This window comes from Telluria sp. ZT3P26 (assembly GCF_059686035.1).
This window is the reverse complement of record NZ_JCASII010000003.1, coordinates 38,514-60,257: the sequence shown is the minus strand read 5'-3', so window position 1 is coordinate 60,257 and position 21,744 is coordinate 38,514. Positions and strand designations below refer to the sequence as shown.

General features: G+C 58.0%; 17 protein-coding genes. 4 read left to right on the top strand and 13 right to left on the bottom strand.

The window, feature by feature from the left end:
- Positions 1–5 precede the first annotated feature (5 nt).
- Positions 6–1,022: a glycosyltransferase family 4 protein gene (locus AC56LN_RS11050; RefSeq protein ID WP_499571695.1), complete on the top strand. Its 1,017-nt coding sequence runs from the start codon at positions 6–8 to the stop codon at positions 1,020–1,022.
- 58 nt (positions 1,023–1,080) lie between these two features.
- On the opposite strand, the gene AC56LN_RS11045 is transcribed toward AC56LN_RS11050, so the two are convergent.
- From AC56LN_RS11045 to AC56LN_RS10990, 12 genes are all read right to left on the bottom strand, one after another.
- Positions 1,081–2,286: a glycosyltransferase family 4 protein gene (locus AC56LN_RS11045; RefSeq protein WP_499571694.1), complete on the bottom strand. Its 1,206-nt coding sequence runs from the start codon at positions 2,284–2,286 to the stop codon at positions 1,081–1,083.
- Positions 2,283–3,647, bottom strand: a complete 1,365-nt coding sequence (locus tag AC56LN_RS11040; RefSeq protein WP_499571692.1) for an O-antigen ligase family protein — start codon at positions 3,645–3,647, stop codon at positions 2,283–2,285. The genes AC56LN_RS11045 and AC56LN_RS11040 overlap by 4 nt, the downstream gene beginning before the upstream one ends.
- 82 nt (positions 3,648–3,729) lie before the next feature.
- Entirely contained in the window at positions 3,730–4,803 is a 1,074-nt protein-coding gene (locus tag AC56LN_RS11035) for a glycosyltransferase family 2 protein (protein WP_499571690.1), read from the bottom strand.
- An 82-nt stretch (positions 4,804–4,885) separates the two neighbouring features.
- The gene (locus AC56LN_RS11030; protein WP_499571688.1) at positions 4,886–5,767 is read right to left on the bottom strand and encodes a polysaccharide pyruvyl transferase family protein; all 882 of its coding nucleotides are present in this window, start codon (positions 5,765–5,767) and stop codon (positions 4,886–4,888) included.
- 44 nt (positions 5,768–5,811) lie between these two features.
- The gene (locus tag AC56LN_RS11025; RefSeq protein WP_499571686.1) at positions 5,812–7,263 is read right to left on the bottom strand and encodes an oligosaccharide flippase family protein; all 1,452 of its coding nucleotides are present in this window, start codon (positions 7,261–7,263) and stop codon (positions 5,812–5,814) included.
- Positions 7,264–7,338: 75 nt separating this feature from the next.
- Positions 7,339–8,301, bottom strand: a complete 963-nt coding sequence (locus AC56LN_RS11020; RefSeq protein ID WP_499571684.1) for a glycosyltransferase family 2 protein — start codon at positions 8,299–8,301, stop codon at positions 7,339–7,341.
- 202 nt (positions 8,302–8,503) lie between these two features.
- Positions 8,504–9,391 (bottom strand): beta-1,6-N-acetylglucosaminyltransferase, encoded by an 888-nt coding sequence (locus tag AC56LN_RS11015; protein WP_499572476.1) that lies wholly within the window; start codon positions 9,389–9,391, stop codon positions 8,504–8,506.
- A 58-nt stretch (positions 9,392–9,449) separates the two neighbouring features.
- A complete protein-coding gene (epsG, locus tag AC56LN_RS11010) occupies positions 9,450–10,355 on the bottom strand; it encodes a chain length determinant protein tyrosine kinase EpsG (RefSeq protein WP_499571683.1) in 906 nt (301 codons plus the stop codon).
- A 15-nt stretch (positions 10,356–10,370) separates the two neighbouring features.
- Positions 10,371–11,798, bottom strand: a complete 1,428-nt coding sequence (gene epsF, locus AC56LN_RS11005) for a chain length determinant protein EpsF (RefSeq protein ID WP_499571681.1) — start codon at positions 11,796–11,798, stop codon at positions 10,371–10,373.
- Between the two features lie 67 nt (positions 11,799–11,865).
- Positions 11,866–12,654, bottom strand: a complete 789-nt coding sequence (gene epsE / locus AC56LN_RS11000) for a polysaccharide export protein EpsE (protein WP_499571680.1) — start codon at positions 12,652–12,654, stop codon at positions 11,866–11,868.
- 120 nt (positions 12,655–12,774) lie between these two features.
- Positions 12,775–13,944, bottom strand: coding sequence for an XrtB/PEP-CTERM-associated polysaccharide biosynthesis outer membrane protein EpsL (gene epsL / locus AC56LN_RS10995; protein WP_499572474.1), 1,170 nt, complete (start codon positions 13,942–13,944; stop codon positions 12,775–12,777).
- Positions 13,945–14,126: 182 nt separating this feature from the next.
- The gene (locus tag AC56LN_RS10990) at positions 14,127–15,764 is read right to left on the bottom strand and encodes an undecaprenyl-phosphate glucose phosphotransferase (RefSeq protein WP_499571678.1); all 1,638 of its coding nucleotides are present in this window, start codon (positions 15,762–15,764) and stop codon (positions 14,127–14,129) included.
- A 675-nt stretch (positions 15,765–16,439) separates the two neighbouring features.
- Here AC56LN_RS10990 and AC56LN_RS10985 point away from each other — a divergent pair.
- From AC56LN_RS10985 to AC56LN_RS10975, 3 genes are all read left to right on the top strand, one after another.
- The gene (locus tag AC56LN_RS10985) at positions 16,440–16,955 is read left to right on the top strand and encodes a dihydrofolate reductase (RefSeq protein WP_499572472.1); all 516 of its coding nucleotides are present in this window, start codon (positions 16,440–16,442) and stop codon (positions 16,953–16,955) included.
- Positions 16,952–17,587, top strand: a complete 636-nt coding sequence (locus AC56LN_RS10980) for a DUF4337 domain-containing protein (RefSeq protein WP_499571676.1) — start codon at positions 16,952–16,954, stop codon at positions 17,585–17,587. Before AC56LN_RS10985 ends, AC56LN_RS10980 begins: the two co-directional genes overlap by 4 nt.
- Positions 17,588–17,803: 216 nt before the next feature.
- The gene (locus AC56LN_RS10975) at positions 17,804–20,062 is read left to right on the top strand and encodes an Orn/Lys/Arg family decarboxylase (protein ID WP_482898597.1); all 2,259 of its coding nucleotides are present in this window, start codon (positions 17,804–17,806) and stop codon (positions 20,060–20,062) included.
- Between the two features lie 84 nt (positions 20,063–20,146).
- Here the strand turns inward: AC56LN_RS10975 and AC56LN_RS10970 are convergent, their stop codons facing one another.
- Positions 20,147–21,649 carry an alpha/beta hydrolase gene (locus AC56LN_RS10970; protein ID WP_499571674.1) on the bottom strand — a complete coding sequence of 501 codons (1,503 nt, stop codon included), beginning with the start codon at positions 21,647–21,649 and terminating at the stop codon, positions 20,147–20,149.
- Positions 21,650–21,744 lie beyond the last annotated feature (95 nt).

Here is a 21,744-nt window from a genome sequence, read left to right as displayed (position 1 = left end):
GCAGCATGGACTGGCTCGTATTATCCCCTTTTGTCAAAACCACCGAGCCCGGCTGGCTGATGCCCTACATCGATGGACAGATGCACAGTACCCGCCAGATCCCGGCGCTGTATGAACACGATCGGTCACGCGCGGTGTCGTCGGGACGCCAATGGTTAGATTATTTTGGCCACGCGTGGCAGGGGTACAAGCAGACCTTCAGCAAGCATCCGACCGGCATCGTCACCGCATTCCCGCAACTTGCGGTGACGGTTGCCCTGCTAAAAAAACTCAGCGGCCGCAAGAAGGTGCCGCTGATCGCCTGGTGCTTCAACTTGGCTCAGCCCTACGGCGGCATCAAGGGGAAACTGGCACGCTTTTGCCTGCCGGCCGTGGACTTGTTCGTGGTGCATTCGCGTGCGGAGATCGAGATCTACAGTAACTGGCTGCGGTTGCCGCGCGAGCGCTTCGTGTTTGTCCCGCTGAGCGCTGAATTGCCCGCGGGCGACACGTGGGCCGAGCAACTCGATGAACCCTACATCGTGGCATTGGGCACTGCCAATCGCGACTACGCGCTGTTGACCGAAGCTGCCGGCCAGCTCGGCTATAAAACCATCATTGTGGCCGGCCAGCATGCGACCGCGCACATCCAGCCGCCGCCCTGCGTGAGTTTCCGATCCGGCCTGACGCTCGATCAGTGCCACCAGTTGGCGCTACACTCGCGCGTCAATGTAATCCCGATCGCCGACGTCAATGCGCCATCCGGCCAAGTCACAGTGATTGAGTCGATGATGCGCGGGGTCCCTTTGGTCGCAACCGCCTGCGCTGGCACAAGCGACTATATCGAAGACGGCGTTGATGGCATTCTGGTCGCGCCAAAAGACGTGGCGGCCATGGTCGACGCGTTGCGTGCCCTATGGGAGGATGCAGCATTACGAAACAGGCTATCGCAAGCTGCCCGTCAGGCATCGCTGGAAAAGTTCAGCTTTCCAGCGGCCGCCGCGCGACTGACGGAATTGATGAATCAGCTGAGCCGTCGCTGACACTACCAGCGCAGCTGGTGCTCATGGCACCGGCTAGCGCCATCGCAGCGATCTTTTGCTACCCCATCGATTGTCTGAGCAGACGCGCTAGCTTGGTCGCCTCGGTGTCGACCGCGTGCCGTTCCAGCACACGACGATGGCCGGCCTCCCCCATTGCCTGCAACTGCTCCGGTGACGCGCCAAGGCAGGCTTCAAGTGCTTTCGTTAGTTCAGCCACATCCCCTGCTGGGAACAACCAGCCATTCTCGCCGTCACGCACCAGTTCAGGGATGCCCGCAATGTAAGTGGTCAACACGGGACGACGCAACGCCATCGCTTCCATGACAACCACGGGCAAGCCCTCGGCAAAACTCGGCAATACCATGGCGCGTGCCGACAGCATTTCCTCTCGAACCTGGTCGCCATTGATCCAGCCGGTAATGCTGACGTGGTCTTGCACACCGCAATCTGCGATAAGCGTCTCGAGCGCGCCGCGCATCTCGCCATCACCGGCCAGTACCAAGTGGACGGCGATCCCTTTGGCCACCAGCGCCTGCACTGCACGTACCAGCAGCATCTGTCCCTTTTGCTCACATAGCCGGCCAACGCAAACCAGCCGCGGCGCTGCAGGAATGCGCTGCGGCGGCACTGCGTGGAAGCTCGGGTCGATGCCGCAATGCACCACTTGAACCTTGGCCCAGTCCCCGTACGCAGCCCAGCGGAACAATTGGCTGCGGCCGAACGAACTGACGGCGACAACAAACGCCGAGCGGCGAATCTTTTCGGCCAGCCAAAGAAATTCGGGCTTATCGAACTCTTCCGGGCCATGTACCGTGAAGCTGTATGCCGGTCCGCCCAGCATGTGTGCCAACATTGCCACTTCGGTAGAGTTGGTGCCGAAGTGGGCATGCAGATGGCGCGCACCGTGTGCTTCCATCCAAGGGACGATGCGGCAGGCTTCCGCCAGATAGATCAGGTGCAGCGGCAGCGGCCGGTCCGAACGCAAACCCATGCGGCAGGCCACGCCCAACGCCTTGAAGAACAGTCTGGGCCGCTTGGCGACCATACGCAGCACGTCCATCGCCATCGGCACAGCCCCGTCTCGCAATACATAACGGGTGATGGCGCGTTCGCGCACGTCTTCCTCGTCACGTAATTCGTCGGCCCAGCCGCGCATGGCCAGGCGCTGCACCTGGTAGCCTTGCCGCTCCAGCGCCAGAACTTCGCGGCGGATAAAGCTATGACTGATTTTGGGATACTGGTTGACCAAGTACGTAATTTTCAAATTTTACCTCTATAAACGTCCAGCGGACGCGCGGAGTCCGGTTGTGACTGGGATTGCAGGTGCACCAACGAGCAGGCGCCACCTACTGAAAACCAGAAGTACCAGTTGAAGGCCAGGTAGCGGAACATGTTGTCCGAGTATGAAACGATCAGGTACTGCATCACGATCGCGAGTAGCAGAAACCCGGACACCCGATCCATGCGAAGTATTAAGCGTATTGTCCACAAAACCCGGGCATACAGCCAGAGGTAGCACATCAGGCCTACTGCGCCAATTTCAAAGAAAAACTGTACGTAAACATTGTGGGCGTCCCATCTGACGGTGCGGTCAACGGGGAAGAACATCGCTGCGAAATGGCCGAATCCGTCCAGTCCGTAGCCAAAAACCATCTTTTTCGCCTCCATCCAATCGATTGCCGACTTCCACAGCAATTGCCGCCAGGCGAAGGAATTCAAAGGGGCGTACCGCACCATTTCGTCGCCACGATCAAGGTCCATCAGGCGATCTTGCACGGACGGGATAAACACCACCGCCAGCGGCAGTAAAAGCAGGTACAGCAGGTATTTGCGCTCGAACATCAACGCATACAATGCAAATATCAGGAAACAAGCAAGCCAGGCACTGCGGGTCTGTGTCAACAACAATTGCCCGAGCAGCACCGGCATATACAGGCAGATGATAAGGCGGCCCCGTGGCGTGATCGTGAATAGCTGACTTTTGAGCATGTAAAGGCAAAGGACGAGCATCAGCGTCAGATAGAATGCCAGAACGTTGGGGTGGGAGAATGTCGATTCCAGACGGAAGCCACTGCCGCCGCGCATGTGAAGAGCGACATCTACCAGCGAATACAGTGTCGGGATGACAGACGACCACAGCACCAGTCGGATGGCCTTATTGAAGTCTTCGTTCGAGCGCACCGTATAGACGGCAATAATGAAAATAGCGAAATACGACAGCATGCCCAGATATATCTTGATCGCCGCGCCTTTTTCATAAGAAATGATAACGCCAACGAACATCATCATTAGTATCGGCAACCAATGCTGTGCCAACCGTTTCGGGAATATCCGTGGCTTTTCCATCACCATCATGCAGGCGATAATAATGACTACCAGGTTGATCAGCCCCCCGATACCCATACGGGCGTCACCGATGCCAAACGAGGTAGATTCCAATGCCTTGTCGCCAACCGAACGCAACAGCAGAATCACCATCAACAACTTCTTATAATCGTAAAGCAAGAGTAAGCCCAGCAGCAGTACGGCCGGCAAGGCAGCAAGGCGTCCTGGCTGATACCCCATGCCGGCAGCAAACATGGGAATAATCGCGCCAATGAGCAGGCTGAGAACGACGATCGCCACCAGAGTCCATCCTGGCACGCCAAACAATTTTCTGGGCCAAGCGCGCATCATCGATAGCCCACTGAAGAATGAATGCACGTCATCAAGCCAGTTCCCGCGAGACACTGATTCGACGTTTGCCAGGCAGGCGGCGAATCAGCCAGGAGCGCACTGCACTCCATTCGTCGTTCTCGACCGCTTGCGTAGTACGGAATCGGTTGTAACGCCATAGCAGTGTCGCCTCGTTCCGGGTAGAGATCGCCTTGCGGAAACGCAGTTCGCGTTCCAATTCCGGTGATGCACCGAAGCCGCGCCGCAGCGCATCGGCCATTTTTTCAAATTCCGCGTCAAAGTTCATCTGTCCATCAACGTCCAGTAGAAGCCCCCCGTGATTGCAAAATGGCGCGGGATCGAACCATGGGAGGCTGTGCAGCGTGCAGAATGAACGCGTGAGGAAGCGCGCCACGGCAAGCGACAAAGTCATCTGATCGAGAAAGCGCGTCGCGCTGACATTATTGCCATGTGAACGATAACGAATCAATTGTTCAGGTACGTTTGCACACCGTCCCAGGACGGCAAGCTGGCCAAACAAGAAATAATCTTCGGCCAGATTGCTTACTTCAATACTTTGATGCGCGGGCAAAACGTTCAGGATATCCGCGCCGTAACGCACACCCAGCCGGGTCAGTGCGTCGAAGCGCAGCATCGCGGTAGGATGTGCCAGCGGATTTCGGAACAGGCTGGCAGCGGATACGCGCGCTGCGCCAACTGGCATGTCCAGATTGCCGATGGGCCTTCCAGCTCCATCCATTACCTCGGCCTGGCCTCCGATCGCCACACAATCCGGCATCGCCGCGAAAGCTGCCAGCGTCACCGCCATGCGGTCCGGCAGGCACACGTCATCGGCATCGTGCCGCATCACATACTCGCAATCAGCGATGTCAAGACCGCAATTCAGCAGCCCCGACAGTCCTGGCGCATTCGGGAAACTATGCACTTCGATACGTGGATCCCGTGCATGGTAACCCTCGGCCAACTCACGGCTTCCGTCTGTTGAGCCGTGGTCGAGCACGAGCAGGCGCCAGTCTGCAACCGTTTGCGCTTGCACGCTTTCGATGGATTCCGCCAAGAATTCTTCGCCGTTCTTCACTGGCAAGAGAATATCAATCTTCGCCATTGCTGACTCCTATAATCAGCGGCCACAGTTCCTGCTCTACGACGTAGAAGCCTGGAACGCGCCAAGGGACAATGCCGTTCATTCAACGCTTCAAGTCGGCCAGCAACAAGTCCATATTTTCCAGCATGCGCTGGTGTGATGATTCGATCGCCGAGTCACGGCTCAGCGTTGCCGGCATTCCTGCTAGCTGTGTCAGTTGCCCTGCGACGCGCTCGGCAAATACCGAAGGCAACACGTGCCGCAGAAAGTTACCGCGTCGGCGCAGCGTGCGCGTCATAGATGGCTTTCCTTCGGACCATTGCAACGCCGATTCCAGCATGGTTGAAGCGCCGAGCGCATGTGAGCTGAAAGTTAGGTCGAGCGCCGACGCCCAATCCTGCCACTTCATATGATGTTGTGTCTGAAGCGGTGTTACCGCAACCCAAGGCACGCGTAGCGCGTCGGAAACAATTGCTCCATGCATTGCCTCGGTGATTACCAGTTCAGAGCTAAGGATGTCATCCAGTGTCTGCTCAACAGTAGCGGTCGGGTCAATATAATGGATACCGGCCAGCTCGCAGGCCAGGCGCCAGTTGCCAGCTAGCGTGCTTTCCCAGTGCGGCATGAATGCTACCTTATGGCGTTTGGAAGGCCGAGGCCCGATGCACGAACGCAGCAAGATAGCTGAGTCTCCCACGCCAAGCGCCGGATCAATATTGAGGCTCTTAGCGGTGAGCTCACCACGAACGAAATAGAACTTCCAGTTTTCGTCGATCTGCGGAACAGGGGTATATCCGCCATAACCAGCGCCAAATACAATCTTGCGTGCCGCTTTCGGAAAAAAGTCAAACAAGATGGAACCTATGCCTAAAAAAATCACATCCTCATCGTCATCCCAGATGCCGGGCATCAGGCGTGGCCACATCCAAGCGTTGAGGTCGTCACCAAAGTTCGGCTTCACACCACGGTAATAGAAAAGCTTCATTTTTTACAAGTTCTTGAAAAAGTTAATAAGCCGCCTGCTTGCAATTAGACGGGCTTTTTCGACACAATGTTTCGTGCCAAGGTTATAGATTCCCTCACATCCGAATTGAGGAATACGGCAGCCAATGCACCAAATACGCTGAGCACCAGTGTGCCGTTGATGAACAAGCGAGATAGCAAAGAAAAGTCCTGAAAATATTGGCGTAACCAGAATCCGCACAAGGTCGCTACCGCTGCAATCGCTAACGGCTTGGCTAGTGCGATTAGATAGCGACCAAACTTCATTTCTAACGCCCGACAGGTCTGCAAAACTACCCATCCCCATAGCACATAACTACGTATTACAATCGAGGCAGCCAAAACTTCGATTCCATAACCTGCCACTATACTAAGCACAATTACATTGGCACCACTCTGGGCCAACTGGTATCGCGTCCATATGCCAGGTTTTCCCCTGCTGCGCAAAAGGCCACCTTGCAGGATGCCGACTCCCTGAATCACGCCCAGTAGGAGGAACCAGCGGTAGACGTCAATGGCGCCAACCCATTTGGCACCGAATAACAGCGGGACGAAATCCTCGGCTGTGACTGCAAGTGAGGCCAGTATTGGAAGCACTAACAGCAACATCGTGCGCACTGCCCTCAAAAATGCATTGCGAAGGCGTTCTTGATCGTTTTGGAGCCGCGAGAACGCCGGTAGTGCTACGTTCGACGTTGCCCCAACAAGAACATCAATGATGACGTCGTTCAGGCGCTTGCCGAACCCGTACAATCCAAGGTCAGCCAGCGTCAGGCGGGTTGCGATAAAGTAACGGTCAGCCGTCTGTCCAACTGCCTCCAAAGCCTGCCAGAGAATAATATGGGGAGAATAATTGCGCAGTATTGCCAAGTTAGTCTTCTGCATTCCCATTCGGTAGCGACGCTGGCCAGTGCACAGAAGCAGAAGTAGTGTCAGGGCCGAGGCAGCAAGCTGCGAAAATGCCATCGACACCGCGCCAAAGTCAGCTGCTAACATCCCAACCGTCACCGCAGTGGCAGTAACATTGGCGACAACCGCCACTTTCGCGACAAACTTGAAATCCAACTTCCTGATGCGCATTGCTAGCGGCACCGAGGTGGTAGCATCCAGCCAAAGTTTGAGGGCGAGTACCAAGACGCAGAACGCCACGACCGACTCCTGCTTGACTGTATGAAGGTACAAGGCAGCGATGACCATGCCACCACACAGAAGCGCGCCTATTACCAAGCTGAAGGTGAATACCGAATTGATCTGACCTTCGGAAAGCTCCGACGCTTGAATCAGGGGTTCTCGATAGGCATTTTGCGCTAACCATTGGCAAGCAGCCAGGACTGCCATTGCGAGCAGGAACGCTCCGTACTCCTTGGGTCCCACAAAATGACTCACGGCGGCAAAATTAACGACGGACAAAAGCGCTGTGACCACCTGTCCGGCGACTGCCCATACCGCGCTGCGGCCTACCTGCGTACTAAATCCCATATTTCTTCCATAATTCAGTCCAGCCGCCTAAGCCAGCATGCTTCTCAACAGTTCGGTGCAATTGCCCCCGAACCATTATCGCTCGCGTATCGGTTCTCGCAACTTCAATGCTTCAAGCAACAGACGTGCTGTCTTTTTCCCCGCTTGCCCGATAAGGCGCAACGCGTTGGACACCGATTGCTCTTCCCGCCATGCTGACCAAAAATAGCCATAACCCAGGCCTGCTTGACCACGGTTGAACAGACGGTTTCCGATCGCATAACGTACAGTCGAAATGGCGCGGCGCACCGTCGGTTCTAAATGCGGCCGCGCTCCGATCAGCGGCCCGCGCAGCAACTCCTGCAGCACCATGTCGTGATATTCAAGTGTTTCAACAAAGTTGTTCGTGAGGTTCGTCTCGTGCTTGGTCTTGTCGAGCAATACATCAGACATAAGCAAAAAGTTCGTTTCCCCTGCGCAACGCAACCAAAGTTCATAATCCTCGGCTTGCCGGTAACGAGTATCAAAGAGTCCGGTTCGTTCAAGTACGTCGCGCCGCACCATCACATTTGAACAAGTCCCTACAAAGTTGTATCCGATAAGCACCTTGAGTGGATCCGCCATTTTTTTATCCAAAACGAACTCAGGATCATGAATAAATTGGTCGAAATGGGTCGCGGCATCACCTGTTATTGGATTCAAGCTAGCGTAATTACAACAGCAAAAGCCTATATCGGAATGCCGTTTCATTATCTCCACCTGGCGTTCGAGTTTCTCCGGGTACCACAAGTCGTCTGCGTCAAGAAATGCAATAAATTGGCCGGTACTAGCGAGTATTCCGACGTTTCGCGCATTAGACACTCCCTTATTGGCAATGGAGATTACTTTAACGGCATCACCGAAGGGAGCCAGTTGCTCAAGAGTAGAGTCACTCGATCCGTCGTTCACAATGACAATTTCGAATTTTCCGACCGTCTGCGCCAGTGCCGCTCGCACAGTATCAGCGATGAACGCTGCGCCGTTATAGACTGGAATTACCACCGACATAGTCACTGACATCGTGAAGCCTTTATTATATAATAATTTATTTTACGCATTTTTATACAATTTTATATTTTGAAGAAAATTCATAAAGTCTGAAAAATTGAACATTGTGTAAATTTTTCGGACTCATGTTACTTATATTAAAATTCAAGTGACATCAACTCGTAATAAACTAGCATGTAACCGATGTCGCCAGTTAGATGCTGTATTACAGCAGTTATATGTCTGCCAGCTCGATGGCAGCTCGCTGCTCGAGTAAGGCATCAAGAGCATCGGTGACAAATAGGCGGTCGTCAGAAAGTTTTCTAGCAAAAAGCTTTTCGCTATCGTCATCAAAAAGGCGCGAACGGCGGAACATCTCGACGTGCTCAATCGTCAAATAAGCAGGGCTCGCGCCGTTGGCCGACCAGTCGGCATAAGTCAGGTCGCGCTGCACGTCCGATTTGAAGCGCGAATTGCCAAGGATTGTATGGATGAACATTTCGTCCGGGCACACGGTGTTCCGGAAGAATTCGACCAGCTTGGGATGTTCACTGGTAAATGTCTCGACATATTCGCAGGCGTCGCGTGTCAACGCCCACCAAGTTGCACCGGCATATGGCTGCAGCCCGGCCAGCGCTTCCCGGTAGTCGCGCTGACGCGGCGAAATTCCAAGCCGGCGACGCACACGCAGTAGCAACGCATCGAGCACGGTCCTTGGCGGGCCGGGATGGAAATCTGTCAGGCGCGACAGGAATTTGGAAGTGGCTGCGCAGGGCATGCTCACCATTTCCATAAACTGGGTACGGGCATGTCGGGTAAAAAAAGCACTCAGATAAGCAGGCGGATAAAGCGGATAATCCACGCCACTGAGCAGCACAAACCGGTCATATCGGTCGGAGCTGGCAAGTGCCTCCCGCATCAGTATCTGAGTCGCCGTCACCTGTGAGAAGTCTCCCCAGTGGACCTCTGTCCTATCTCGGGTAAAACTGACAGATGGCGCGGAGATGCCGCTAAACAGCTCTAGGTTTGCTTTCGCGTCGATGTGGATCAGGCATGCGGCATCCGGCGACGACAACGCCAGCACCAGCCGCTTCAGATGCTTCGGGCTGCCATGCGCCAGTATAAGGTAGGCAATCTTAATATTGTTCCCCAGAATTTTTCATCGACCTGAAACGCTTCAATCAGTAATCGTTCAGTACCGTGCCCACCAAGTGCACGCGGGCGTCCGTCAACAGACCCACCAGATCGCGCAGTTTGTTGACGTGACTATGGTCCTGGTGCGCCACCATCACGGCTGCGCCTGCACGGCTGGCAATCAGCTGCGCATCGGAATACACGTCTCCGGCCGGGGTGTCGATCAGAATCACGTCGTAGTTCGCGGCCAGTTCGCGCAGCAGCAGGCCGAACGCAGGAAGACCCAGCAGCTCGGATGGGTTCGGTGGCAAAGCACCCGCCGTCAGCACAGACAAGTCGGCCAGAGAAGGTACGTGCTGGATGGCATCCAGGCCACTGCGGCCAGCCAGCAGGCCCGACAGGCCAGCGCGGTTTTCCAGCCCAAACATCTGATGCTGGCGAGGCGCGCGCAGGTCTGCGTCGATCAGAAGCGTGCGCTGACGCTGTTGAGAAAACACGACGGCCAGGTTGGCCGCGAGGAAACTGCGGCCATCTCCATGTTCAGCGCTCGTGATAGCAAGGGCGCGGCGCTCGGCGCCAGTGTCGAACCAACGCCACATCAATTGGTGCCTCAGCGCGCGCAGCGCTTCTACACGCTGCGTGAACGGTTCGTAGGCCGCGATCACCTCCTCGCTGATGGCGCTCTGGCCGGGAAGCAGGTAGGCATACTCATACTGTTGCGACAATGCAAGGTCGATGTCGGCCGGGGTCAGAACACCCAATTCAATGGCTGCATCGCCAAAGCGCAGCTTGCGCTCAAGCGAGAAACGCATCACCTTCTCGGCATCGACTGTCGAGAGGCGGCCACTGCGAACCAAGATTGCGCCAATCGAGTCGTCTTGCTGACGGCTGGCGAGACGCTCGTTGCGATCATCGCCAGATGCGAACGCTACGGATGGGATGGTGGAATTCATGGTTGACGCTCCAATCTATACGGTACTCTGATTCGCCAAGTTTCCCGACTTACCGCCACCTAGCGTTTCAGTAGAGATCTTTTTCTTCTTGTACGCGACACGCGGCCTGCTGATCATGCCCAGCACTGGCAAGTCGAACGCATCGCGCAGATGCGACGCCGAACGCACGCGGCCGTCCAGCAATTCCAGGACCAGAACGGCGCCGAGGCCGAGGATGGTGCCGGCGACGATGGCCAGCGCTATATTGACAAGCATGCGCGGACCGGATGCGTATAGTGGCGGCGTAGCAGCGGTCAGCACGGCGATGTCGGCCTGTTTCGATTCTCCTTCCAGACTGATCAAGTTCAGGCGTTGGCTCGCCGCTTCATAAGCGCGACGCGCGTTTTCGGTCTCATTGGTCAAGACGTCGAACGTGTTACGCGCCCCGTTCAGGGTTTGCACCTTGGCTTTCTGTGCCGCCACTGCCGCGCGCAACTCACCTTCGCGGCGCTGCGTGATGTCGGCGGTCGCGACCACGCTGTTCGACGAACTGCGGATCTGCGCCTGCAGGTTGGAGCGTAATTTATCGACTTCGGATTTGGCAGCGATGTACTGCGGATGGTTCGGTGAGAGGCGCTGCGCAGTGTCAGCCAGTTTGGCTTCAGCGAGCGACAGACTGCTTTGCAGCGTCTGGATTAACGGATTGTTCATAACGTCCGGCGAGTTGGCTGCGTTACCTTGCACCTGCTGGCGGCGCGATGCCGCATCCATGCTTTGGCTCTGCACCATCACGAGCTGGTTCGACAATTCGTTCAGACGCGTCGTCTCAACGTCTAGGCGGTTGTCCGCGCTGTAGATATTGTTTTCTTTCTGATAGGTCGACAAACGCGTTTGCGCCTGTTCGTACCGGTCACGAAGGCTCTTAATCTGGGTCGTGATGTAGCCGCTGGCGCGTTGCACCGGATCGGTCTTAAGTTGCACGCTGACGTCCAAGTACGCATTGGCGAACGCGTTGGCTACTGTCGCGACGAATTGCGGGTCGCTTCCGCGGACATTGATTGACAGGACGCTGCTTTCGCGCGCTGGAACCACCTCCAGTTTGCCCAGCAGCCCATCGGCGACCCAGTCGCGTACCGTGCCGCGTCCGCCGGTCGCATCCTTGAATGCTGCCTGCGTTTGGGGTTTGTTCGCCAGTCCGAGGTCGTCGACCACTTTAAGTGCAACGCTCTTGCTGCGGATGATATCGACCTGGGTGGCAATGTAGCCGGGCATAAGCTGGGCTGGCGCACTCAGGCCGGTCACAGGATCGACGCCCTTGTAATTCACGACCATCGACACGCCGGCCGTATAGGTCTTTGACTGCGTCAGGCTAATTACCACCGCGCCGAGAATCGTCATGCCTAGCGCAAGCAGGACGATCATGTAGCGTGCGCGCAAGGCGAGTAACAACTGGCTTGGATTCATGGTTGGCTTTCGATGACGTGCAACGGCGCGCGTGCGGCGCTCTGGACGAGTGGACTAGACGGACGGATCAAAACAGGCTTTCCTTGACGTACACCACATCGTCAGGCTTCAACAAATCGTCGCCTTTCACATCAATAATCTGCAGCTGGCCGAGTGCGTCGCGACGCTTTACTCGAAGGCCACGCTCAGTCCCTCGCGGCGTCAGACCGCCGCCGGCCGACAGCGCCTGCAGCACGGTCATCTGACGCTCGAGGCGCAGCACACCTGGCTTCTGGACTTCGCCATATATATAGAAGCGTGGCGCGCGCTCAACAAAAATGATATCACCACCCTGTACGTCAAAATTGCCCGACATGTCAGCATTGCGCATCAGTTCGGCAATGTCGACCTGCTCCTTGCGCACCTTGCCGTCGCGCGTGCGGATTACGGTAACGACGTCGCCGCCGGCAATCCCGATACCGCCGGCTAGCGCAATTAGATCCAGAACGCTGCGGCGTCCGTCGATTGGATAGCGGCCGGCGCGCGTGACCTGGCCCAGCACCGATACCTGCTGGCTGGTAAGCGTCGAAATCAACAGGTTCACCTGGGGGTTTTTCACAAAGCCGCCACGCTCGAGCATTGTAGCGATTTTCGTCTCCGCTGCCGCGCTCGACAGACCGGCAACGGCGACCTGACCAACCAACGGTACGGTAATAAAGCCTGCTTCGCTGACGCGTGTTTCCACAGCCAAGTCGGGATTGCCGAACACTGAAATCTTGACGACATCGCCGCCGCCCAACACCATCTCATTGGCGCGCGCACTGCTCATGCCACACGCCAGCAATGCGGCGAATATCCAAAGCCAGATTCGTTTCATATTCTGCGAATTCCTTTTACCAAGTATCGTTAATGCTATTCGGGTGTGTGTTCTAGCGGCCATTCACTATTGCATTCATTGATATTTTACCAATTAAAATTTCACTCGGTGAAATTTCACTCAGTTAAATTCAAGAATGGCGCTGAAGGTGGCGCCGTTGGCCTTCGAGCTCCTGGTGCCAGCGGTCGCGCTACCCACGCGCTCAGCCCGAAACGCAGTCGCCTTGAGCGTGACACTGCGAAGCGGCTTGTAGATTAGCCCCACGGATTGCGTCTTGCTGCTGTCGCTCGAGGACGTTGATGCAACTGGCATGCTTGATCCGCCAAACGGCGAGAATATTCGTTGCTCATGCTTTAGATCAACGATACCTTGGATTTTTTCCGAAAAATCCCAAGTCACTGCTGCGCTTCCGCCTTGATTCAGGGCACTGTCAACCAGAGCGCCATCAATAGCGGAAAATTCGCGCCACGCCTGCCCCAACAGTTTGATGTGCCCGGTCGGTGCCCAGTTGACGATCAGGCGCGCATTGGTGCCGCTCTTGGCGCGCTCGGCGTCCGACCGCTGCTTGCGCTGTACCCAGCCGCCTAGAAACAGAACCTGCGTGCGTCCCGTGGCCAACCACAGGACATTGATCTTTACCTCGTCCTGGACATAGCCATTGGCAAACAAATCGGCGTCGCCAAACGACGACCGGAACGGATACGTTCCCTTCAAGCGGCGCATCTGCAAGCCGAAAGTGCTACCGCTGCGGGCCAAATAGTCGGCACCAGACAACACGGCATCTTCGGTTCGGGCGCTCGCGCGCTGGGATGGCAGATTGTAGGTGTACTCATCCTTCACGTAGCCGGCGTGTAGACGCCAACTGGAATGGAATCGCCAACTGCCGTCTGCATAACGCAATTTGTTCGTACGCAGATTTTGCTGGTCTGAGTCAAAATCTGCGAAGGACGGCAACTCTTGAACATAGCGGCCGCCCACATGACCCTCAAAGTTTCTGGCGACGAACCAGTGCCAGTCGCCCCTCAGATTTTTGCGAGTATGGTCCAGTTGTCGGTTGCGATCGAATTTCACGGATACCACTTCAGCAATACCACTGAACAACTGGCGGCTGACAGGCATTTCGAAACGCGTACCCCCACCCAACAAACGAGCCGTGTCAGAGTCTCCACCGTTTCCGGGCGACTGACCTTCCTCCCGCCGAAACAAATTATCGTCGTGCTCGACACCGGTGCGAACAAACGGCTGGAACGTATCTGACAATGCAGGCATGCTGAACGTGGAGCATATCACCGTCACCAGTCCAGCCTTCAATAGCTTCGCGATAGAACAGTCGCCTGACGACTCGCGTGCAGAGAAAGTAGAAACTGACCGGCAATGATTTGTGCAGCGCTGCGTTAAAAACAAGACTCATCCAATCCGAAGTTATTTACCCGCCAGCACGCCGATCGAGTTATCAACGTCCTGGTCAGCACTCAATATGCAGTCTTGTGAAACCAGACCGAAAACGCCGTCATAACAAGGATCTTGAAATCCAACATCAGCGACCAGTGCTCGATGTAATGCAGATCGTGCTCGACACGACGCTGCATTTTATCGAGGGTATCCGTCTCGCCCCGGAAGCCGTTCACTTGCGCCCAACCGGTGATACCCGGCTTGACGTTGTGACGAGCATAATATTCCGAAATAATGGCGCCGAATTCCAGGTTGTGCTTGATCGCGTGCGGCCGGGGGCCGACGATCGACATGTGCCCGAACAGCACGTTAAAGAGCTGCGGCAATTCGTCCAGGCTGCTGCGGCGCAGGAAGCCACCGACACGTGTGACCCGGCTGTCGTGGCGCGTTGCCTGCTTGACTTCACCGCTGGCACAGTCGTCGAATTTCATCGAGCGAAACTTCCAGACCTCGAATTCATGGTTGTTGAAACCATGGCGCCGCTGCTTGAAGATCACCGGGCCCGGGCTATCCAGCTTGATCGCCAGCGCTATGATTGCCAGCACCGGGCTGACCAAAGCTAGCAGGATGCTTGAGATCACGAGATCTTCGGCTCGTTTGAGCCGCCCCATCTGCTCGCCAACGCGGCTGTTCGCGATGGTCAGTACAGGCACCCCCGCAAGTCGCTCCATATTGATGGATGGGAATTGCCAGACGACATTGTTCGGCACCAGGTCGATCCGGACCGGCACGGTACGCAACTTCGTGAGCAGGGCTTCGACCCGTTCCGTCGCCAGCCAGGGTAGCGCTACCACGACACGATCGACAGGATTGGCGCGGATGTAATCGAGCATCGTGCAGGTGGAGCCGAGCATGTGCTGGCGCAGCGTCGATGGAATGCCACGCTCGACGCGGTCGTCGAATACGCCGAGCACCCGGATGTTCGCATGGCCGCTGCTCCTGATCGCATTGACAATCAACTCGGCGCGCTCGTTGGCGCCGACAATAATGATTGACTCGTCGAGCATGTTCGCCATGCGCGCACGATAGATCATGCGTGTGAGGATGAGCCGATTGGCCAGCAGCAGCACGAACCAGGCGCAGGCACTGGTTGCGACCCAGACGCGCGAATAGTCCGACAAGGTGCCGGATAGGTACCCGACGATCATGATCAGGGAAATACCAGCAAAAAAACCCAGACCCAGCTTGCTCAGGAGCGCGTTCAGCGTGAGGATTTCGCGCTCCCGGTACGCTTGCGCGCAGTGCAGCGACACGATGATAACGAGCGTGCTCAAGTAGATGAAGAGGTGGCCAGCCGTGGTCAGCTTGGCGTCCAGCCCGAAGCGCACGAAGAAGCCGCCGAAGCCCGCGAACAGCAGGACGACGATATCGGAGACCTTGAGCAGATTGATGAAAAACGGCAGCCAGTACCTGGCGGACGATTGCGCACTGCCCTTTTTCAGCAGTGAACCGAGGTCGCCAGCAGCGGCTTGCGATCGATGCTTGTCGTGCTCGCCGACAGTTGCAGCAGGGTCGAAGTTATTCATCGTGACAGATCCAATCATCATGAATTGAATAAGGTGCGCAATATTTCCCGGCAGGCGCGCCGTCGTACGAGCACCTTCGCGAACGCTTGCGACCACAATCCAGGCTCGATTGGCCATGTGCGCAGCGCGCATTGCTATTACCGGAAACCGCCTCCACGCATGTCATGGCGCTGGATTTGCTTGCCTCATCCAATTGTTTGCTGCAGCGCCGCGAAACGCGTACCACTCAAAAAGAAAAAAATGAAACTGACTGCACCAAAAATTTGAGCAAAATATTTTTGCATCATTTGATGCACATCAATAACATAACTAGACTATATGCTAATTGAGCTTCAAAGTCATTAGTTTTGACGCGACGCAGCAAAATATATAAATTACAACTAGCAACGGAATTTCCCTCGCTGCAATCCACTCAGATTCCATGCCTGCCGTGCATCGATGTGACACGCTGTCATGCCTGGATATGGCCCGAAGTGGCATGTGCGAGGCGGCCTGCGCCGCCGACACCAACCTGGCAGCGACCTTACCCCGGCCACTTGGAGACAGTACATACTGCTTACCTTTTATTACTCTTTCAACGATACGGCGAACCGCCGTCCTCTGGCGCACACGACAACGTGATGCCGGTGCTGCAGTTGCATACGGGGCGCAAACCTGTTGTCAATACGGTCAATACCTGTGAGTTTGACCCCACGGCCGTCGATAAACCGTATAAATATTGGTATCATGCAAGGTCTCGATTCACCAGCCAACACAGGACCCACCGATGCCAGTTCCTCACGCCGCGACCGCCGCGCGCTCCCTGCCATGACCGCGCAGCTGACCCTGGTGGTGGCCATCGACCGCGACAATGGCATCGGCATCGACAACCGCATGCCGTGGCACCTGCCGCAGGATCTGGCGCACTTCAAGCGCGTCACGCTCGGCAAGCCAGTGATCATGGGCCGCAAGACATTTGACTCGATTGGCCGGCCGCTGCCGGGCCGGCGCAATATCGTCATCACCCGCAATGCCGACTGGTCGCATGACGGTGCCGAGCGCGCCCCATCGCTGGACGCCGCCATTGCGCTGCTGGACGGCGCACCGGCCAGCATCATCGGTGGCGCACAGATCTTCAATGCAGCGATGGTCCTGGCCGACGCCATGATCGTCACGCACATCGACCACCGCTTCACCTGCGATACGTTCTTCCCGCCGATCGACCCGGCGCTGTGGCAGGAAACCGCCCGCGACCCGCATCACCAGCCGCAGGATGCCGGCGAACCGGGATTCGACTACGCCTACGTCACGTACCAGCGCCGCGCCGGCAAGGACACACCATGAACAACGCACACCGCCCCACCGGTTCGCGCGGCGGCGACGGTTTTGCCGGCCGCATCGCGGTCCTGATTGCGGTACTGGCCACCGTGGGCACGCTGTTTGCATTCCTGGGCACGTCGTCCCACAACGACGCGAGCCTGTTCAAGACCACCGCTGCGATGGAAAAGACCAGCGCGGCCAATGCCTGGGCCCATTACCAGGCCAAGTCGAGCCGGCAGAACCTGGCCGAACTGGCAGCCACCCTGCCCGGCGTCGACACGGGCCGCTACACGATGGACGTCGAGCGCTATCGGGTCGAGAAAGACGTCATCCGCAAGGAAGCGGAGCGCTGGGAGGCATCGTCGCGCGACTGGAACAAGCGCTCCGATGAAGCGCTGCACCGCCAGCGCCAGTGGTCCGCGGCATCAGTGGCGCAGCAGATCGCGATTTCACTGGCTGCCATTACGCTGCTCGCGCGCCGCACCTGGCTGCTGACGCTGACCGGCGCCGTTGCCACGTTCGGCATCACGCTGGGCCTGTTTGCGTTCCTGGAAGGCAGCACCACGGCCTTGTCGCCCGTTCCGCTGGGCGCGGCGCTGGCCGCGGCACTGCTGACCGAAGGGTGCCGGCGGGCCGGGCGCCGCCTGGACAGCTAGGGTGCGACACTGATCGCCGCGAGTGGGTACTGTAGCAAGCAAGTTGGCAAACACGCTGCCAGTTAAGTTGACAAAAAAACCTGCACCGGAACCCGCAATTTCTGCGAAAATCCGCTACTCATTTTCTACGGTGCCGTGCGCGGCGGCCCTGCCCCACTTCGGAATGATCCGTTGTGGCGCGGCCGCTCCCCACGGCGCTTCGCTTTGGAGCTGTCCATGAAATTTCGTTTCCCCATCGTCATCATCGACGAGGACTTCCGCTCGGAGAACACCTCCGGCCTTGGCATTCGCGCCCTCGCGGCGGCGATGGAACAAGAAGGCATGGAGGTCGTTGGCGTGACCAGCTATGGCGACCTGTCCCAGTTCGCCCAGCAGCAGTCGCGCGCATCGGCATTCGTCCTGTCGATCGATGACGAGGAATTCGGCAGCGGCTCGCTCGAAGACACCGATTCGGCACTGGTCGGCCTGCGCGCCTTCGTCAAGGAAATCCGCCACAAGAATGCGGACATCCCGATCTATATCTATGGCGAGACGCGCACCAGCCGTCACATCCCGAACGACGTGCTGAAAGAACTGCACGGCTTCATCCACATGTTCGAAGACACGCCCGAATTCGTCGCGCGTCACATCATCCGCGAAGCCAAGGCCTATCTGGACAGCCTGGCGCCGCCGTTCTTCCGCGCGCTGGTCAACTACGCGTACGACGGCTCGTACTCGTGGCACTGCCCTGGCCACTCGGGCGGCGTCGCGTTCCTGAAGTCGCCGATCGGCCAGATGTTCCACCAGTTCTTCGGCGAGAACATGCTGCGCGCCGACGTCTGCAACGCGGTTGAAGAACTCGGCCAGCTGCTCGACCACACGGGCCCGATCGCCAAGTCCGAGCGCAATGCCGCGCGCATCTATGGCGCCGACCATTGCTACTTCGTCACCAACGGCACCTCGACCTCGAACAAGATGGTCTGGCACTCGACCGTTGCGCCGGGCGACATCGTCGTCGTCGACCGCAACTGCCACAAGTCGATCCTGCACTCGATCATCATGTGCGGCGCGATTCCCGTGTTCCTGATGCCGACCCGGAACAACCTCGGCATCATCGGCCCGATCCCGCTGTCCGAGTTCACGCCCGAATCGATCGCCCGCAAGATCGAAGCCAATCCGTTCGCGCGCGAAGCCGTCAACAAGAAGCCGCGCATCCTGACCATCACCCAGTCGACCTACGACGGCGTGGTCTACAACGTCGAGACGCTGCGCGAAATGCTCGACGGTAAGATCGACACGCTGCACTTCGACGAAGCGTGGCTGCCGCATGCGACGTTCCACGACTTCTACAAGAACATGCACGCGATCGGCCAGAACCGTCCGCGCGCGAAAGAGTCGATGATCTTCTCGACGCAATCCACGCACAAGCTGCTGGCCGGCCTGTCGCAGGCGTCGCAGGTGCTGGTACGCGAATCGCAGTCGGTCAAGCTCGACCAGGATGCGTTCAACGAAGCGTACCTGATGCACACGTCGACCTCGCCGCAGTATTCGATCATCGCGTCGTGCGACGTCGCTGCCGCGATGATGGAAGCACCAGGCGGCACCGCGCTGGTCGAAGAATCGATCCTGGAAGCGCTGGACTTCCGCCGCGCGATGAAGAAGGTCGATGCGGACTTCGGCGACGACTGGTGGTTCCAGGTCTGGGGCCCGGACAAGTTCTCGGAAGAAGGCATCGGCACCCAGGACGACTGGATGATCCGCGCCGAAGAATCGTGGCACGGTTTCGGCAATCTGGCCCCGGGCTTCAATATGCTCGACCCGATCAAGGCGACCATCGTCACGCCGGGCCTGAACCTGTCGGGCCAGTTCGGCGAGACCGGCATTCCGGCCTCGATCGTCACCAAGTACCTGGCCGAGCACGGCGTCATCATCGAGAAGTGCGGCCTGTACTCGTTCTTCATCATGTTTACGATCGGCATCACCAAGGGCCGCTGGAACACGCTGGTCACGGCGCTGCAGCAGTTCAAGGACGATTACGACCGCAACGCCCAGATGTGGCGCGCGATGCCGCAGTTCGCCGCGGCCAACCCGCGTTACGAAATGCACGGCCTGCGCGACCTGTGCACCGAAATCCACACGTTCTACAAGTCGCACGACGTGGCACGCCTGACGACCGAGATGTACCTGTCGGACATGATCCCGGCGATGAAGCCATCGGACGCGTTTGCGCACATGGCGCACCGCAAGATCGAGCGCGTGGCGATCGACGAACTCGAAGGCCGCATCACCGCGATCCTGCTCACGCCGTACCCGCCGGGCATTCCACTGCTGATCCCGGGCGAGCGCTTCAACCGCACGATCGTGGATTACCTGCGCTTCGCACGTGACTTCAACGAGCGCTTCCCGGGCTTCGAGACCGACGTGCACGGACTGGTCAAGCGTGAAGTCGATGGCAAGCGCGGTTACTTCGTCGACTGCGTACGCCAGGACGACTGATCCCGCAAACTGCGCGCCGCTGCGCGCGCGGGCCACTGACAACGCCAGCCATCCGGCTGGCGTTGTTGCATCAAGCGTGCGTGCTCAGCGCGGCGCGCACTGCGGCAAGGACGCCCGCGTGGCCAGCAACGCACGGCTGTCGTCCACCGACGGCGTGTTGTCGGTGAATTTGCAGCCGTACTGCGGATCGGCCACGATGGACGGCGTCAGCACGTCGTCGCCCTCGGGTTTGACGCCCTGCTGTTCCCATTTGACCATCGCGTCGAACGCTGAAGCCTGTTCGGCGATCGTGAAATCGCAGTGGGCGATGCCCCGGATGGCACGCTGGACCAGCAGGTTCGACGTGCCGAGTGCATCGGCGCGGCGCTTGTAGATCTGCTCCATCTTGAATGGCACGTACAGGTCGCCCAGCGTATGGATGGTCACGACCGGCACGGTGATCCGCGCATTCGTCTTCGGCACCCAGCGCAGGCCGTCGCGGCGTAGCCGGTTGGCGCCCGGTGTGGCAGGCACGCGGAAGATGCCCGCATTGTAGGCAACCTCGTCGGCGCTGATGCCCGGGTCGGCATCGAGCTGGAAGAAGATGTCGTTCGTGGTCACGACAACATCCAGCAGGATGCCCTGCATCTTGCCGTCGCGGCCGAACGTGCCCCAGACCGTGGCCTGGTACGCGCTGGCATACGCGTAGTCGAACAGCGGACGGTTACCCCCGCTGAGGCTGGCAACGATCTGCTTGAGCCGCAGGCCCTGCGCGGTCGGCACGGCCGGCGCGGTGGGCGTGCTGCCGCCCGGGAAGCTGGAGAACATTTTCGCCCGTACCTGCGGGCCGACGGTGGCCCAGTCGGCCGGCGGCCAGCGCGTGGCCGGCATGCCGGCTTCCACCATGGCGGCGGTCTGGTAGGCCGCGAAGTAATCGTACAGTTCCGTGTCGCCCAGCACGCCGCACATCGGCACCGCACCGTGATAGCGGATCTTGTTGATGGCCGTCTCGATGTTTTCCTCGTCCACCGCGGCCGCCGTGACGTGGCCACCCATCGAGTTGCCAATGATGTAGGTTTTGACCGGCGCTGCCAGCGTGCGGCCGTTCTTGCCGGCGATATCGCGGAAGGCCAGTGCCAGCGCGTTGGTGTCTTCGACGCCCGCGCGCACGTCATAGTAATTCGTGCTGTAGCTCGATGCGGCCCACGCATAGCCCTGGCTGACCAGATGCCGACGGATTGCCGGCGGCGCGACTTCCAGCACCGGGCCCGTGCCGCCGTAGCCGTGGGCATACATGACGAGCATGCCGTTCCAGTTCTTCGGCACTTCGATCTGGTAACCCGCCTTGTTCAGCACGCCCCACCAGCGGTCGGTCTCCGGCGCATTCGCCATCGCGGCAAATGGCAGATTGCTGTCGATGACGGCATAGGTGCGCCCGTCCTGCGGCCGCAGGGGTTCGGGCTGGACGGCAACCGGCGGCGAGGTTGCCAGCGGCGGTGCGCCGTCATCGTCTCCGCCACAGGCAGACAACGCCAGGACGGCGATCAGCGACGGGACTACCCGCGCGGCGATGCGGCGGGACGTGCAGGGTGCAAGCTGCTCTTTCATAACACTGTCTCCATGATTTTAGTTTTGCACAGCGAAACTAAAAATCACTGTGTGATTTATTGTAGTGCGAAACAGTGTGCGCGGGCGTGCCCGGG